Annotated in this window: 1 protein-coding gene; it reads left to right on the top strand. The window is 38.7% G+C overall.

Annotation, left to right across the window (positions count from 1 at the left end; genetic code table 11):
- Positions 1 to 308: 308 nt before the first annotated feature.
- Positions 309 to 602, top strand: coding sequence for a YolD-like family protein (locus tag ABZ924_RS38820; protein WP_361920478.1), 294 nt, complete (start codon positions 309 to 311; stop codon positions 600 to 602).
- Positions 603 to 1,016 lie beyond the last annotated feature (414 nt).

Here is a 1,016-nt window from a genome sequence, read left to right as displayed (position 1 = left end):
GTCACTTTTGCCCGCACACCAAAACTTTGGAACGTTTTTTCGAGTTTCTTAGCATTTTTTTGTATGCCTGAATATTCTCCGCTTTGGTCGTGATGCGGCGGCAGGGTCAACATCCCATCACCGCGTTTTTAATCGGCAAGTTTACGACGCGCAGTTTATTTTTGACCGCGATGGGCATATTTGCGACAGGTACGCTCGTCGCAGCCGTTTCTCCTGACTTCACGTTTTTGTTAATAGGACGTATGTAGTTAACAAGCCTCGTAAACCGAAGACTACTAAATCGGGTTCACCAGCGCTAAACAAAGGGTATAACAGCTTCAAAAAGGCTCAAACTAATCAAAGCATGGCGAGAAAAAGAAGACAAAGTGGCGCAACCTGATTTAACGGAAATGGATTTGCAGCTGATCCAAGAAGAAATGGAACTGGCTATGAAAAGGAGATGTACCGTTTGCATTCAAACCTGGAAAGAAGGGGTATTTCACTTTCATGAAGGAGTCATTATTGACATCGATTTTCGAAATCAAGTGTTAATTTACACGGATTTAGTTAAAAGAAGAAGCATCTCAGTTCTTGAGATTGTATCCATTTCAGCTATCGATTAGAGAAGAGACATTCTAAGAAAAAGAGTAGCAAAACTACTCTTTTTTTAAAAATTTCGCTAAACAATTGTATCCGAATGTTGCTTATTTTAATTTCATAGGACTGTTTAAGAAGAATAGTTCTATTACAAACCCCCAGCTGCTGTCATTGAAATACTCCAGACAATTAATACAAAAGATGCAGTTAACCAAAATGTATTATTCGAGAAGGATTGCTCTTTTTTTACTTTTTTTATTATTTCTACAAGATTAAGACAAAAGATAATTGCTAAAATAGGCATTACATAATCGGAACCGGCTTACTGGACGAATACGAAATGTGGCTCCGTGACTTGGTCGCTGTATACGGTGGTGTCTGGAATTTCATGTACCCCAATAGTGTAACGAATGACATTTTGAATTATTACGATGGCCACC

Source organism: Streptomyces sp. NPDC046876 (assembly GCF_040645035.1).
Classification (GTDB): Bacteria; Actinomycetota; Actinomycetes; order Streptomycetales; family Streptomycetaceae; genus Streptomyces.
Note: the sequence above shows the minus strand (reverse complement) of the source record. Positions and strands in the feature narration are given on the sequence as shown.